We start from the raw sequence: 440 nt of genomic DNA on the forward strand, positions 1-440 counted from the left end.
CCCACCAGCAGCACGGCATCCGGAAACGCCCGCGCCACCACCCACGCCAGGTCGTCGTCACGGCTGCCCGGCCCGCATTGACGATCGAACCAGGTCGCACCCAGCAGCACCGCTCGTGGCGCGAAGCGGTCGGCGACGTCGGTCACGCCTTCGGGCGATACCCCAACGCCCGGCAGGTACAGCAGGTCGCGCGGCCGCACCGAACCCAGCACGACTCCGATCCCCGCGTCGCCCGCGCTGCCGGCCGGCGTGGCCGTGACCAACAGGCGCGTCAGGCCATCGCGGCAGAGCGTGCTGGTCTCGTACGCCGCGAGCCCGACCGCGCCGCCGCCAAGGCATGCCGCCACCGGCTTGCTCGCGTAGACGCGTCGAGCGGCCGGCAAGCCTGCCTCGCGTCCGCCGCTCCACACGCCGCCGCCGAGCAGCACCGCATCGAGCTC

The 440-nt window shown here is 74.3% G+C and carries 1 pseudogene; it reads right to left on the reverse strand.

Features of this window, described 5'->3' with window-relative positions:
• A pseudogene (locus HW466_RS31490) lies at nucleotides 1-440 on the reverse strand (MBL fold metallo-hydrolase); the annotation flags it as partial.

The sequence above is a fragment of the Burkholderia territorii genome (assembly GCF_902833055.1).
GTDB lineage: Bacteria > Pseudomonadota > Gammaproteobacteria > Burkholderiales > Burkholderiaceae > Burkholderia > Burkholderia territorii.